Source organism: Sphingopyxis sp. DBS4 (genome assembly GCF_024628865.1).
GTDB lineage: Bacteria > Pseudomonadota > Alphaproteobacteria > Sphingomonadales > Sphingomonadaceae > Sphingopyxis.
In genome coordinates, this window is sequence record NZ_CP102384.1 from 2,060,643 (window position 1) to 2,073,790 (window position 13,148).

General features: G+C 63.8%; 12 protein-coding genes and 4 pseudogenes. 9 read left to right on the plus strand and 7 right to left on the minus strand.

What is annotated here, in order from left to right; all coding sequences use genetic code 11:
* Window positions 1–147: 147 nt before the first annotated feature.
* From wecB to NP825_RS09730, 4 genes are read left to right on the plus strand one after another with little or no spacing between them, the layout of a single operon-like run.
* The gene (gene wecB, locus NP825_RS09715; RefSeq protein ID WP_257550943.1) at window positions 148–1,266 is read left to right on the plus strand and encodes a non-hydrolyzing UDP-N-acetylglucosamine 2-epimerase; all 1,119 of its coding nucleotides are present in this window, start codon (window positions 148–150) and stop codon (window positions 1,264–1,266) included.
* Entirely contained in the window at window positions 1,253–2,551 is a 1,299-nt protein-coding gene (gene wecC, locus NP825_RS09720) for a UDP-N-acetyl-D-mannosamine dehydrogenase (RefSeq protein ID WP_257550945.1), read from the plus strand. Before wecB ends, wecC begins: the two co-directional genes overlap by 14 nt.
* 46 nt (window positions 2,552–2,597) lie before the next feature.
* A complete protein-coding gene (locus NP825_RS09725) occupies window positions 2,598–3,401 on the plus strand; it encodes a class I mannose-6-phosphate isomerase (protein WP_257550948.1) in 804 nt (267 codons plus the stop codon).
* Window positions 3,398–4,450: a mannose-1-phosphate guanylyltransferase gene (locus NP825_RS09730; RefSeq protein WP_257550950.1), complete on the plus strand. Its 1,053-nt coding sequence runs from the start codon at window positions 3,398–3,400 to the stop codon at window positions 4,448–4,450. Before NP825_RS09725 ends, NP825_RS09730 begins: the two co-directional genes overlap by 4 nt.
* Window positions 4,451–5,120: 670 nt before the next feature.
* On the opposite strand, the pseudogene NP825_RS09735 reads toward NP825_RS09730, so the two are convergent.
* From NP825_RS09735 to NP825_RS09750, 4 genes and pseudogenes are all read right to left on the minus strand, one after another.
* Window positions 5,121–5,345: pseudogene (locus NP825_RS09735) on the minus strand (transposase domain-containing protein); the annotation flags it as partial.
* Between the two features lie 125 nt (window positions 5,346–5,470).
* Window positions 5,471–6,049 carry a lytic transglycosylase domain-containing protein gene (locus NP825_RS09740; RefSeq protein ID WP_257550953.1) on the minus strand — a complete coding sequence of 193 codons (579 nt, stop codon included), beginning with the start codon at window positions 6,047–6,049 and terminating at the stop codon, window positions 5,471–5,473.
* Entirely contained in the window at window positions 6,046–6,525 is a 480-nt protein-coding gene (locus NP825_RS09745; protein ID WP_257550955.1) for a S26 family signal peptidase, read from the minus strand. The genes NP825_RS09740 and NP825_RS09745 overlap by 4 nt, the downstream gene beginning before the upstream one ends.
* 65 nt (window positions 6,526–6,590) lie before the next feature.
* Window positions 6,591–6,830, minus strand: a complete 240-nt coding sequence (locus tag NP825_RS09750; protein WP_257550957.1) for a helix-turn-helix domain-containing protein — start codon at window positions 6,828–6,830, stop codon at window positions 6,591–6,593.
* Between the two features lie 493 nt (window positions 6,831–7,323).
* On the opposite strand from NP825_RS09750, the gene NP825_RS09755 reads away from it, so the two are divergent.
* Entirely contained in the window at window positions 7,324–7,479 is a 156-nt protein-coding gene (locus NP825_RS09755; RefSeq protein WP_257550960.1) for a hypothetical protein, read from the plus strand.
* 80 nt (window positions 7,480–7,559) lie between these two features.
* Here NP825_RS09755 and NP825_RS09760 read toward each other — a convergent pair.
* A pseudogene (locus NP825_RS09760) lies at window positions 7,560–8,042 on the minus strand (TrbG/VirB9 family P-type conjugative transfer protein); the annotation flags it as partial.
* A gap of 171 nt (window positions 8,043–8,213) precedes the next feature.
* Window positions 8,214–9,125 (minus strand): annotated as a pseudogene (locus NP825_RS09765) (type IV secretory system conjugative DNA transfer family protein); the annotation flags it as partial.
* A 326-nt stretch (window positions 9,126–9,451) separates the two neighbouring features.
* Here NP825_RS09765 and NP825_RS09770 point away from each other — a divergent pair.
* The 4 genes and pseudogenes from NP825_RS09770 to NP825_RS09785 all read left to right on the plus strand — a co-directional run.
* Window positions 9,452–9,544: pseudogene (locus NP825_RS09770) on the plus strand (transposase); the annotation flags it as partial.
* Between the two features lie 72 nt (window positions 9,545–9,616).
* The gene (gene hslV / locus NP825_RS09775; protein ID WP_257550962.1) at window positions 9,617–10,183 is read left to right on the plus strand and encodes an ATP-dependent protease subunit HslV; all 567 of its coding nucleotides are present in this window, start codon (window positions 9,617–9,619) and stop codon (window positions 10,181–10,183) included.
* 2 nt (window positions 10,184–10,185) lie between these two features.
* Window positions 10,186–11,487 (plus strand): ATP-dependent protease ATPase subunit HslU, encoded by a 1,302-nt coding sequence (hslU, locus tag NP825_RS09780; RefSeq protein ID WP_257550965.1) that lies wholly within the window; start codon window positions 10,186–10,188, stop codon window positions 11,485–11,487.
* Window positions 11,488–11,591: 104 nt separating this feature from the next.
* Entirely contained in the window at window positions 11,592–12,176 is a 585-nt protein-coding gene (locus NP825_RS09785) for a YdeI family protein (RefSeq protein ID WP_257550975.1), read from the plus strand.
* A 99-nt stretch (window positions 12,177–12,275) separates the two neighbouring features.
* On the opposite strand, the gene NP825_RS09790 is transcribed toward NP825_RS09785, so the two are convergent.
* Window positions 12,276–12,827, minus strand: coding sequence for a hypothetical protein (locus NP825_RS09790; RefSeq protein ID WP_257550977.1), 552 nt, complete (start codon window positions 12,825–12,827; stop codon window positions 12,276–12,278).
* Window positions 12,828–13,148 lie beyond the last annotated feature (321 nt).

A 13,148-nucleotide genomic window follows, 5' to 3' on the forward strand; every position in this document is an offset into this window, starting at 1 on the left:
GTGCGAAAAGTTGCGCCTCATCTTCCAATTTTTCGGGCAGGCGTATCTTCATGCTTAAGAGAGCCGAAAGCATTTGCAAGCTAAAGCAATGAAGAATCATGATATCCTGGCGCGAACCATCGAGCCGCGCGATTCAGGGAACGACAGATGAAGATAGTGGCGGTTTTCGGCACGCGGCCGGAAGCGATCAAAATGTTTCCCGTCGTGCACGCCCTTCGCGGCCAGCCGGGTATCGAGGCTCGCGTTTGCGTCACCGCCCAGCACCGCGAAATGCTCGATCAGGTACTCCAAATCGCGCAGATCACCCCCGACATCGACCTCGACCTCATGCAGGCGAACCAGACGCTCGACGCCCTGCTTGCGCGACTGGTCACCGGCCTCGGCGTGGCGTTCGATGCCGAAAAGCCAGAGCGTATCCTTGTCCACGGCGATACGCTGACGACGATGGCGGCGACGCTTGCCGCCTATTTCCGCAAGATTCCAGTCGGCCATGTCGAGGCGGGCCTGCGCAGCGGCAATATCTATCACCCCTGGCCCGAAGAGGTGAACCGCAAGGTCACCGGCGCGATCGCCGACCTGCATTTCGCGCCGACCGAAACGGCCGCCGCCGCGCTCCGCGCCGAGAATGTGCCGGCCGACCGCATTCACGTCACCGGCAATACGGTGATCGACGCGCTGCTTGCGACGCAAACACGCCTTGGCGAAGAACCATCTCTGGCCGCCGGTCTCGACCCGCTCGCCGCGCGCTTCGCGGACAAGCGCATCGTGGCCGTTACCTCGCATCGCCGCGAGAATTTCGGCGACGGGATGAAGGCGATCGCCGAGGCCATCGCCGGCGTCGCGGCGCGCGACGATGTCGCGGTGATTTTCCCCGTCCACCCGAACCCGCATGTGCGCAGCGCGATGGAACCGATCCTCGGCAATCTCGCGAACGTCGCATTGATCGATCCGCTCGACTATCCCCACTTCGTTCGCCTGCTCGGCCTCAGCCACCTGGTGCTCACCGACAGCGGCGGGGTGCAGGAGGAGGCGCCGTCGCTCGGCAAGCCGGTGCTCGTGATGCGCGAGACAACCGAGCGGCCAGAGGGCATCGAGGCGGGTACAGCGCGGCTCGTCGGCACCGACAAAAATCGGATCGTTTCGGAAATTTTCAGCCTTTTGGACGATGAAGGCGCCTATAATGCCATGGCGCGCGCGCATAATCCCTTCGGGGATGGTCGCGCTGCGACACGAATAGCGGAGATTGTTGCGCGTGCTCATCGATAACGACCAGCAGGTTACCGTCCTCGGCCTCGGCTATATAGGCCTACCGACCGCCGCGCTGATCGCGCGCTCGGGCAGCCGCGTCATCGGTATCGATGTCAGCCGACACGTCGTCGATACCGTCAACAGCGGCAAGGTGCATATCGAGGAAGTCGATCTCGACGGTCTCGTCCAGGGCGTCGTGTCGCGCGGCGCACTCGTTGCTTCGACCGAAGTCGCGCCCGCCGACGTCTTCGTCATCGCGGTGCCGACCCCGCACGATGAAGAACATCGCCCCGACATCACCCACGTCCTATCGGCCGCGCGCGCGATCGCTCCGAAGCTCGAGGTCGGCAATCTCGTCATCCTCGAATCCACCTCGCCCGTCGGCACCACCGAAAAGGTGGCCGCGCTGCTCGCCGAGCTTCGCCCCGACCTCAAGGTCCCCGGCGCCTGCACGGGCGCCGCCGACATCTTCGTCGCTTATTGCCCCGAGCGTGTGCTGCCCGGCCGCATCCTCGTCGAGCTCGTCGACAACGACCGATGCATCGGCGGCATCACCCCGCGCTGCGCCCGCCGCGCGATGACCTTTTACCGCCAGTTCGTCCGCGGCGCCTGCGTCACCACCTCGGCACGCGCCGCCGAAATGGTGAAGCTGGTCGAGAACAGCTACCGCGACGTCAATATCGCCTTCGCCAACGAACTGTCGATGATGGCCGAGCATCTGGGCGTCGACGTGTGGGAAGTGATCCGCCTCGCCAACCGCCATCCGCGCGTCAACATCCTCCAGCCTGGACCCGGCGTCGGCGGTCACTGCATCGCGGTCGACCCCTGGTTCCTCGTCCACGGCGCGCCCGAGCACAGCCGCCTGATCCGCACCGCGCGCGAGGTCAATCTCGCCAAGACCGCGCATGTTATCGGCGCCGCCGAAATGCTCGTCTCGCAGCATCCGGAGGCACGCGTCGCCTGCCTTGGCCTCGCCTTCAAACCGAACATCGACGATTTCCGTGAAAGTCCCGCAGTCGAGGTCGCCGCTGCGCTCGCGCGCCGCTTCGGCCAGCAGATCCAGATCGTCGAACCCTATGCGCGCGGGCTACCCATGGAATTTGCGGGCACCGGCGCCGAACTTATCGATCTCGACAGCGCGCTCGCCTCCTGCGACCTGCTGATCATTCTCGTCGACCATGATCTCTTCAAGTCGATCCCGCTTGAGGAACGCGGCGACAAGATCGTCTACGACACGCGCGGGCTCTGGCTCGACCAGCCCGGTGGCAGCGGAAACGGCAACCGTTTCCATCGGGCCGCCTGAGGCGGCGCGCTTGACCTATCACGCCCGCTGGCCGCATTCTCGCGCGATGACCCGGCTCGAACCGATCATCGTCGAAAAGCCATGGGGCCGCACCGACATCCCAGCCGATTTCGGCGATTTCGGCGGGCGCCGCATCGGCGAAATATGGTTCACGCGGCCTGACGGTGATGTCGCGCCGCTGGTCAAATTCCTCTTCACATCCGAGCGGCTGTCGATCCAGGTTCACCCCGACGATGCCGCCGCACAGGCTGCGGGCTATCCGCACGGCAAAGAGGAATGCTGGCTGGTGCTCGATGCCGAACCGGGCGCCGAACTCGGCGCCGGCCTCGCCGTGCCGACGACACGCGAAGCGCTCCGCGATGCCGCGCTCGACGGGTCGATCACCGGCCTGATCGACTGGCGCGCGGCAAAGGCCGATGATTTCCTCTACAATCGCGCCGGGACGATCCACGCGATCGGTGCCGGCCTGACGATCGTCGAGGTGCAGCAGAATGTCGACTGCACCTATCGCCTTTACGATTATGGCCGTCCGCGCGCGTTGCACCTCGACGCGGGGCTTGCGGTCGCGGCGCTGGAGCCCTGCCCCGACCCACGCGACGCGCACGTCAACCCGACGCGCGGCCGACTGCTCGTCGACGGCCCGCATTTCAGCCTGCTCCACCTGGCCGGCGCTGATACCGCCGGCTTGCTGCCGGGCTGGAGCGACGATTTCACCTTCGTCCCCCTGTCTGCGGGGTGCCAGATTGGCGACGAGGCGGTACGGCTCGGCGAGTGCATCGCAACCGCCCGCGCCGACACGATCCGCCTCGCCGCCGGCGCGCGCGCGCTGCTGAGTTGGCCCGCACATTGATCGTTCCCGTCATCCTGTCGGGCGGCGCCGGCACGCGCCTCTGGCCCATATCGACGAGCGAGACGCCCAAGCAGTTCCAGCCGCTAATCGGTGACGGCGACATGTTCCGCCAAACGCTGGCGCGCGTCATCGACCGCGCGCGCTTCGCACCGCCGCTGATCGTATGTGGCCCCGCGCACGTCGCCCATGTCGAGGCCGATATCGCCGCCGCCGGTATCGCTGATGCGACGATCATCGTCGAGCCCGCCGCGCGCAACACCGCACCGGCCATCACCCTCGCCGCTCTCGCAGGCGATCCCGACGCGACGCTGCTTGTAATGCCCGCCGATCATTTGATGACGGATGTCGCTGCCTTTCATCGCGCGATCAATGCCGCGCTTCCCGCGGTCGAGGCGGGCGCGCTCGCGACCTTCGGGATTGCGCCGTCGCACCCCGAAACGGGTTATGGCTATATTGCGTCAGGCGACATTATTGCGCCCGGCGTCTGCCACGTCCGCCGCTTCGTCGAGAAACCACCGCGCGACAAGGCCGAAGCGATGCTCGCAGAAGGCGGCCATTATTGGAACGCCGGCATCTTCCTGATGCGCGCCGACCGTTTCCTCGCCGAACTCGACCGGCAACAACCGCCGATCGGGCGCGCCTGCGCCGGCGCGATGGCGACGGCGCGCCGCGACGGAGCGCTGATCCACCCTGATGAAGACGCGTTCCTGTCCAGCCCGTCGCAATCGGTCGACTATGCGGTGATGGAGGGTGCGAAGCAACTCGTCGTCGTGCCGGTCGACCCCGGTTGGTCCGACGTCGGCGGCTGGGCGGCGCTCTACGAACTCGCCGACAAGGACGACGCGGGCAACGTCCGCATGGGCGAGGTCGTCGCGCTCGACGCGCGCGGCAATTATTTACGCGCCGACGGCGGCAAGCGTCTTGCGGTCGTCGGTGTCTCCAACCTGATCGTGGTCACGCTCGGCAACGATGTGCTGATCATTCCGCGCGCGCGCGCGCAGGAGGTCAAGTCGATCGTCGAATATCTGGCAGCGACTTCACCTGACTGATCGACCGGCCCAGCGTGCGCAGACCGGCATCGCGGGTCGACGATGGCGACCTCCTATTTTCGCGGATGCACACGACGCCAGCGAAGTCCGACCATCAACACCAATGACCAGAAAATCGTGTTGATAATGTCGAATGCGGTGTCGAGCATCCTCCACGATCCATGCACGACACGATCGGACGTCTCTTTGAGTAAAGCCGCAGCCAATACGAAAAGAAACGGCGTCCAAGTAGCCAGCTATCGTCGCGTTACAATCCGGACAACATTACTGCCAGCCCGCCATGCACATGCAGGAGGCTATCGGTTGCGCCGGTGCTGTCTCCGATCACGAAACTCAATTGACCATAATATTGCAACAGATGTTCCATGGATCAGACATGACCGCCCGACAATTGAGAAACAAGACGCGAGTTGACGAGGCATCCTGTGCGCTGCCCACCACGACACATTATAGGCCGCGGCCCACATCGATATGTCGACGCGGGTTGCAATCGCGGATCAGTCTCTCGATCAGCAAGCCCTAACGAAAATAACGGCTATTCGATGTCTCGGTCGAACCGGAATCATTGCGAGGATCGGAAGGAGTTGCGAAATTTCGCCGCCAGAGCCGATATCTTGGCGGGGATCGGCACTCAGACGCAGCAAAGTGAGCGTGGGCTGGAGGCCGCAGATCAGGCGACTGCGGCGACCGGTTGCTGATCGGGCTGCCAGTTCCACGGCATGAGTTCATCCCAACTGGCAGCAGGCCATTCGCCAGCGATCTTGGCGATGACGTCGGCAATATAGGCCTGCGGTTCGAGGCCATTGAGTTTGGCGCTCTCGATGACGGAGTAGACAGCAGCGGCGCGATCGCCGCCTGTCTTTGAGCCAGCAAACAGCCAGTTTTTACGACCTAGTTGTTTGATCCCATGGTTTGATGGTGCGATCCTTTCGTTGGATTGGAAGGAAGCATTATGGACAAGTTCGTCATGGGAGCGCCACAACCACGCACGCCGTCCCGAGAAATTCCACGCCTTCCGCCTTATCGACGGATGAAGAAAATTTGCAGGACATCCTCGCGGCCATCGACAATGCCGGCTCGATCCGGCGCAGAAGCGAAGGTATCGGCGCACAGCTTAGCACCCGGCAACACCGCGCGATCCGCGACTGCGGCCATATAGACGCGCGTTTCCCGAGGAAGTCCTGACCGCCCGGCCAGAAACGCCGAATAGCGCGCCGGTCCCGCATTATAGGCGCCGAACAAGCCGGGATAGCCGAAGCGGTCATACATCAGGCGCAGATAATAGGTTCCTGCCAGGATATTGTCGCGCGGCGCGTGGGGATCGCTGCCCAGCCCAAGCCGCGCGCGCATGTCGGCCCATGTCCCTGGCATGAGCTGCATGAGGCCCATCGCCCCCGCACGGCTGGTGATCGGGCGGCCGTCCAGCGTCGTGCGGCCGCCGCTCTCGGCGCGCATGACGCGCTCGATCCAGTCGACGGGAACGCCGAAGCGTGTCGACGCCTCTTCAATATAGGGTCGCCACGCCTCGACCGACCGGGCCTCGGCCGGCGTCGCGAGCGCCACGCCGACCAAGACCATCCAGAGTCTCACCGACTTCATAATCGATGCGCCTTGCCGATGATGTCGTTACGGCCGGTTGGACCGAAATAGCGCCCATCGAAAGAATCGGGGCCATCGCCCAGCAGCAGATACTCGCGCTGGCCGAGCGTCGTGCAGCCGTGCCAGTCCGGCATGTCGCGCCCGCGCCCGTCGGAAAGGCGGCGGATAGCGACGCCGCGGCCGTTGATCTGGACGAGCGTCCCGATCGCACAGACGCTATCACCGGGTATCGCGGCCACTCGTTTGACGAGCGGCACGTTGATCGGAATGTAGCGCCGTCGGCCGGCCCAGAGACGCCAGAGCGCCGGAACGCGTGCAATGACCGTATCGCCGGCGGCGATCTCGCCCTTGCTGCTGACGACATAGAGGCCGAGCGGCGCGCTGGCCGAGAGATTCCATACGAACCGCGGCGATGGCCGTACGATCGCATCGAGCACGGCCGCCGCGCCGAGCAACGCCAGGCCCGCGCCCGCCATGAGGAGCACCCGTCTCGCATGCACCGGGCATCGCGGGCGGGACGATCGGCGCGGAAATCCGGCCATCAATCGGCCTCGCCCGAGCTGAGATCCTGCCCGTTCGTCAACGACCATTGTTCGAGATCGTCGATATGATATCGGATGTGGCGGCCGTGCCGCCGGAAGCGGGGTCCACGCCCCTGCCGTCGCATGACTTCGAGTGTGCGGTAGTGCAAACCGACATAGTGCGCGGCCTGTGCGGTGTTGAGAAAGGGATGGCCGTGTCGCGCCCGCTCGGCCCGCGCATTGGCATCGTAATCGTCCACAGACCTTCTTCCCGGATCATGACCGCGTGACGGCGGCCTTCCGGCAGGATGAAAGCATCAAGACAGGCTGCGCAGGATGGTCGAAAATGGCCCCTGACAAAATCAACCGCCCTCGCGCGGCGGTAAAGGCCCACGGCCCCCTGCCTTGATACGGCTGCCGAGTGCGGCTACGCCGCGAGCGCGGGCGCCGTAAGACAGGTGCGTGCCAGCGACCGAGGGTAATCGGTGACCGGCGCGGACCGAAGTAGCGGGCCTTTGCATAAAGGTTCCAACGCCCGCCCCTTTTCCCTCAGCGGCTATGACTGACGCAGCGGAATTCCCCGCACGCCTTTGCGCGACAGCCCCATCATGGTTGCGCTGAGCCGCAGCGGCATCGCGAAATGCTCTGTAAAGGCCCGATAATTTGCGGCCAGCGAGGATATTCAGAACTTCGTTTAGGGGTCCCGGTGCCCAATCCGTCCTTGTCCCTAGGACGGAAAGGATGACCAAGCCAATGAGAAAAAAGACCGAGAGCTTCACGCTCATCGCACGCGACCTGCCCCCGACCAACAGTCTCGATGACCTGCGAACATTCGCGTGGGAGATATTGCGACGACGGGCCGATTTCCGCGGCGTGCCGGCAACGGTCAGCCAGATCGGTAGCGGGTGACACGCCCCGGCGCGGCGCGCAGCACGAGAGTTTCAGGATCGGCCTTGGGCGGTGCGGCCTTTGCGGACCGCTCGACAGGTTCAGTCACGACCGCGCCTCCGCTTCGGCTGCGCCGTCTCGATCCGCACGATCTGCTGCTTCTTGCCGCCAAGGCGTAGTTCGGCGGCGCCGAACAGGCGATCGACGACATAATAGCGCCCGACCATGCGATAATTGACGAGCTGAGCCTCGCCGTCGGCGCCGATGACGAACAGCGGGGGCGCTTCGCCCACGGCGATCGGCGGCGGAAACTCGATGAAGGTCTGCCGCCCATCGTCGAACGCGCGAACAGGCCGCCATGCCGGCTTGTCGCCGCTAATCTCATAATGGAAATTGAGTCGTTCGATGGCGAGGCCAGATGCGACCGGCGCTGCCGCGGCGGCTGCATCGTGCTCACGGCGCAGCGCGATCAACTCATCCTGCGGGTAGGTCCACGACAAGGCAGCCATCGCGCCGGTCGTCCGGCTCGCCAATTCGATGTGATACACCCGCCTGTCAGTCGTGATGACCATGCGGGCGGCGATGCGTCGCCGCTTGCTGCGCTACCGCCGACCGCGCTCGATGCGCCGCTGGTCCCTGCGGCCCAGGCGGCTTGCTGACCGCGCTCGGCGGCGGCGCGAAATCCGAGAGCATTGTGCATCCGGTTGGCGGCAGCCCCTTTGGCGGCGCGCGCCATGCCGCCGATGCCGGCGCCGAACCTGCGGCGCCTCCTTGGTGCCGAGGTGATTAGTGGTCATCATACGGCGGAGCGTCGTGACGAAGGGTCGTTGTGGATCGGACAGGAAGGTCGCAACGCGCGCGAGCGTCTTGTCTTCCTCCGCATAGAGGACATGGAGGATCGCGCCGACCAGCAGCGAATGCGATGTCTTTTCCCAGTGATTTCGACGCTCCAGCGCCCCTTCGGGGTCGACCAAAATATCGGCGATATTCTGGACATCGCGAACCTCGTTCGCGCCCTTCCTAACCTCAAGCAGCGGATTATATTTGGCGGACCGGGGATCAGTGGGGTTGAAGAGCAGCACATGACTAAACTGCGCGCGCCAGCCTGCTGTAAGCTGCCAGTTCTCGCCTTTGATGTCGTGGATGACCGCCGAACCGGTCCAGCTCAGCAGCGTCGGGATGACGAGCCCAACGCCCTTGCCGCTGCGCGTCGGCGCAAAGGCCATGACATGCTCCGGGCCGTCATGGCGCAGATAGCGTCCGCGCTTGCGGCCGAGGAACACGCCCGCATCGAGGAACAGTCCGGCGCGGTCGATCTCTCGCGTGGTGGCCCAGCGGGCGGACCCATAGGTGGTGACATGGCGCGATTGCCGCGCGCGCCAGAGCGACCCGACGATGGCGGCGCCGCAGCCAAACAATCCGCTTGCCCCGGCGATCATCCCCGCCTTGTCGAAGATGTGCGGCGCGTAGGCGTCGTAGTGATACCACCACGGGAAGATGGACCACGGCCGATAGATCGGCGTGTCGAACAGAATGAACCAGGCTGGGCCAAGTTGCGGCTGATAGCCAAGCTGCGCCGCGCACCATTGCGTCGCGGCCCACACACCCGCGATGACGATCGCGAAAACGACAAGAATTTGACCGATCAGCAGCTTGGTAGGGGTCACGATTCCGCTCCGGAGGGACGGGGGCGTCCCAATTCGAAGAAGATCGCGCAAATCGATGGCTGTGCGGAATCACGTTTACGCCATCACCCGCCACATTACGCCAGCGTTGGGAGTTTCTTCCGAATTAGAGCCCAATCTCAGCCGGAATGCTGATCACATCGATCTCGCTTAGCTGATAGCTTGCCCCCAATCGGCCGAGTATTTCCGACGATCCCGCCCCGTTTCGTCGTGAGACCGGCCACAGGAAAACCAATAGTCACATCGCCTCGAAAACGTGGCCCTCCATCGCTGCATCGAGTCGGCCTATCGCGCAAGATGAGAGCCTCGCGACGAAGGCGCAACTTCTGCGCTCCGTTCCGGGAATCGGTCCTGTCTCGGCCGCGATGCTGATCGCTGAAATGCCTGAACTCGGGAGATTGCCCCACTTTTTGCGCGACACCTTTCCCCGACATCCCTTGCGGGGCGGGAAGCCATCTCCCATATCCCCGCCCATGACCAATCCTCATGCGCATAGTGCCGCGCCCTGGCACGGAACCACCATTCTTTCCGCCCGCAATGCAGACAAGGTCGTCGTCATCGGCGACGGTCAGGTATCGATGGGCCAGACGGTGATGAAGCCCAATGCGAAGAAGGTGCGCCGCCTCCACGACGGTGGTGTGATCGGCGGCTTCGCGGGCGCCACCGCCGATGCCTTCACCCTGTTCGAGCGCCTCGAAGCCAAGCTTGAGCGGCACAACGGTCAATTGCTCCGCGCCGCGGTCGAACTCGCCAAGGACTGGCGCACCGACAAATATCTCCGCAATCTGGAGGCGATGATGATCGTCGCCGACAAGGAGGTGACGCTGGTGATTACGGGCAACGGCGACGTGCTCGAACCCAAGGGCGGGATCGCCGCGATCGGATCGGGCGGCAATTTCGCGCTCTCAGCGGCGCGGGCCCTCGCCGACTATGAAAAAGACCCCGAGGTGCTGGCACGCAAGGCGATGGACGTCGCCGCCGACATCTGCGTCTACACCAACGACCAGTTCACCTCCGAAACCATCGAAATCCGGAAATAAGCATGAACAAGGACCTGACTCCGAAGGCGATCGTCGCCGCCCTCGACACGCATATCATCGGTCAGAACGCCGCAAAACGCGCGGTCGCCGTCGCGCTGCGCAACCGCTGGCGCCGCCAGCAGCTCGCGCCCGATCTGCGCGACGAGGTGAGCCCGAAAAATATCCTGATGATCGGCCCGACGGGCTGCGGCAAGACCGAGATTTCGCGCCGCCTCGCCAAGCTCGCCGACGCGCCCTTCATCAAGGTCGAGGCGACCAAATTCACCGAGGTCGGCTATGTCGGCCGCGACGTCGAGCAGATCGCGCGCGATCTCGTCGAGGAGGCCGTACGGCTGGAACGCGATCGTCGCCGGGACGCGGTGCGCGCCGCGGCCGAGGAAGCCGCAATGGAGCGATTGCTCGACGCCCTCACCGGCAAGGGCGCGAGCGAGGCGACGCGCCAGAGTTTCCGCCAGCGCATCCGCGAAGGCCATCTCGACGACAGCGAGGTCGAGATAGAGGTTTCCGAGGCGCCGAGCATGTCGTTCGACCTGCCCGGACAGCCGGGGCAGATGAGCATGATCAACCTGTCGGACATGCTCGGCAAGGCCATGGGCGGATTGCCCAAGAAGCGCCGCAAGCTGAAGGTGATCGAGGCCGCGACCCGGTTGATCGAGGAAGAACAGGACAAGCGCCTCGACCAGGACGATGTCGCGCGCGTCGCGCTCGCCGATGCCGAGGCGAACGGGATCGTCTTCCTCGACGAGATCGACAAGATCGCCGTTAGCGACGTGCGCGGCGGCTCGGTGAGCCGCGAGGGCGTCCAGCGCGACCTGCTGCCGTTGATCGAGGGCACCACGGTCGCGACCAAATATGGTCCGATGAAGACCGACCATATCCTCTTCATCGCGTCGGGCGCCTTCCATGTCGCCAAGCCGAGCGATCTGCTCCCCGAATTGCAGGGCCGTCTGCCGATCCGCGTCGAGCTCGGCGCGCTGACCGAGGAGGATTTCGTCCGCATTCTCAGCGAGACCAAGGCCGGGCTTCCCGAACAATATGCCGCGCTGCTCGGAACCGAGGGCGTGACGCTGACCTTCACGCCCGACGCGATCGCCCGCGTCGCGAAGCTCGCCGCCGAGGTCAACGAAAGGGTCGAGAATATCGGCGCGCGCCGCCTCCAGACGATCATGGAACGGCTGGTCGAGGAAATCAGCTTCACCGCCGAGGACGTCCCCGACACGACGCTCGCCATCGACGCCGCCTATGTCGACAAGCAGCTCGCCAATGTGGTGGGTGACACCGACCTCAGCAAATATGTGCTGTAGGGTATAACGTCTGCTTTGGGGTGGTTTCCGGTCCGGCAACTATCAGACGCAGGTTAACAGAAGCGGACCTTTATCGAATCGCCGAATTGGGGCAAATTTAGAGGATGACTGAATATCGCTCCGGCCTTCCGATAGCTTCATTTGCTGATCAAATTGCACTGGAGGACTGGTTGGCGGAGCAACCGAGCGATTCAAACGGTGCATGGGTTAGATTTCCTAAGAAGAGTTCGAGCACCGTCAGCGTCACCAAAGCCCAGGCGATAGACAGTGCCCTTTGCTTTGGCTGGATCGACGGCCAACTTGACAAGTATGACGCTGAAAGCTGGCTGGTACGCTTTACCCCACGCCGGCCGCGCAGCAAGTGGTCGAAGGTCAATCGCAAACGCGCGCTGGAGCTGATTTCGGCAGGGCGCATGCAGCCATCTGGACAATTGGAAATTGATAAAGCGAAGGCAGATGGCAGATGGGAAGCCGCGTATGCATCGGCCAGCAAGGCTGAGATTCCACCGGATTTGCAGAACGCGCTCGATGCGAATCCGAAGGCCGCAGCTTTCTTCGCTACGCTCAAGGGCGCTAATCGATATGCGATTTTGTACCGGATTGGCGCGGTGAAGAAAGCTGAGACCAGAGCCCGAAAGATCGGGGATTTCATAGGCATGCTAGAACGCGGAGAGACCGTTCACGGCTGAAACGACCGCTTTCGGGTGCCCACTCTATCTGGCTCTCTATCTGGCTCTGGTGACCGACATTGATGTCGCCTTCGGACAATGGCCATGAATGAGGAAGCGCTAACCCCTTTTCTTCTTCTGCGCCCGCGCCGCGCGGACGCCTTCGATGAACTGTTTTTCGTTCACTTTCACGGCCAGCCCCTTATCCGACAGGAAAAAAGCGGCGCGCGGCATCGTGATATTGCCTTCGCTGGTGGTCAGCACCGCGCCCTGCGCCACGATTTCCTTGACCTTGCCCAGCACCGCCGCACCGTCGGCGCTGCGCACCGCCACCCCCGGCTTCAACGCCCCATCGACCGCCGCTGCATCGGCCTCAGCCTCCTTCAGCACCGCGAGGATCTTCGCCTTGGGCGCCTTGAGGGCCGGCCCCTTCGCCGACTTCACGAACGCATCCTTCGGCACGACCAGACCGTTGCCGTCGATCGCCACAGCGACCTTGTCGCCCGCCACCTTGACGATCTGCCCGACCTCTTCGCCATTCTGGTCATAGACCTTCGTGCCGGGCGTCAACGAAGCGGCCGCCGCCGCGCCCTGCGCGCACGCAGGGGAAGCGGCAAGTGGCGCAAGGCCGGCAAGACACAGCGCGATGAGCGCACCGGAGGGTTTGAACATGAAGGCTCCTGTCGAACGGTAATGGCCCGTCCGTGACGCATCGCACGCGGTCACACCAAATACTTAGCTGCCCGGCCGTGCTGCGGATACGGCGAGCCGACGAAAGGCCGCCCGGACGAACAGGAGAAAGATCGCTGCCGTCCCGTAGCAAGATTATCGATCGATCAGTCCTATGGAACAGTCCTTCGGCATCTGCCTTCGGCCGAAACGCGTAACCGCTTCTTTTCAGCCGTTCGTTTGCCGAACTCCATTTGACTTTCGCGCGCCGTCAATGCGATGAACGGCCCGCACGGTCGAACCGGGTTGCAACGACCGGCAAGG

Coding starts and splice junctions, on each gene's coding strand:
- NP825_RS09745 (WP_257550955.1), bottom strand. CDS start 6,525: ATGGCGGGCGCGGGCCTGGCGTTGCTCGGCGCGGCGGCCGTGCTCGAT.
- wecB (WP_257550943.1), top strand. CDS start 148: ATGAAGATAGTGGCGGTTTTCGGCACGCGGCCGGAAGCGATCAAAATG.
- NP825_RS09725 (WP_257550948.1), top strand. CDS start 2,598: ATGACCCGGCTCGAACCGATCATCGTCGAAAAGCCATGGGGCCGCACC.
- NP825_RS09785 (WP_257550975.1), top strand. CDS start 11,592: ATGACTGAATATCGCTCCGGCCTTCCGATAGCTTCATTTGCTGATCAA.
- hslV (WP_257550962.1), top strand. CDS start 9,617: ATGACCAATCCTCATGCGCATAGTGCCGCGCCCTGGCACGGAACCACC.
- NP825_RS09790 (WP_257550977.1), bottom strand. CDS start 12,827: ATGTTCAAACCCTCCGGTGCGCTCATCGCGCTGTGTCTTGCCGGCCTT.
- NP825_RS09755 (WP_257550960.1), top strand. CDS start 7,324: ATGAGAAAAAAGACCGAGAGCTTCACGCTCATCGCACGCGACCTGCCC.
- hslU (WP_257550965.1), top strand. CDS start 10,186: ATGAACAAGGACCTGACTCCGAAGGCGATCGTCGCCGCCCTCGACACG.
- NP825_RS09740 (WP_257550953.1), bottom strand. CDS start 6,049: ATGAAGTCGGTGAGACTCTGGATGGTCTTGGTCGGCGTGGCGCTCGCG.